Below are 330 nucleotides of genomic sequence, written 5' to 3' on the forward strand. Positions count from 1 at the left end.
TGGCAGGCGCATTGCCCTTGATGTCTACATAGGATGCGGTTGGTGTGTTGTGCCATGCTGAGTAGGTTAGCGTGCCGCCGTTGATCGGCGAGACAAGCACGGTTGGGTTTTCCGTTCCAGGGAACCGGATGGGGAAGGTGAAACGGACAAAGTCGGAGGCAGAACTGGTCAGCACCAGGCCTTTTTGGATGATCATGCCGCCGGCCATCTTTTGATATCCGTTAATGGCAAGGGTAGAAGCAAAGTCGGCGTTGCGCCACATTTCGGCGGTGGAATCGATTACTTGCCAAACGTTTCCCCCAGTTTCCATCAGAGTGAGGTATTGGCCGA

At 54.5% G+C, this 330-nt stretch carries 1 protein-coding gene; it reads right to left on the reverse strand.

Annotated features, from left to right (window positions below):
- On the reverse strand, positions 1–330 hold a 330-nt coding region (locus tag ACZ92H_RS29600; protein WP_465052403.1), incomplete at both ends, for a hypothetical protein.

Source organism: Janthinobacterium foliorum (assembly GCF_978021625.1).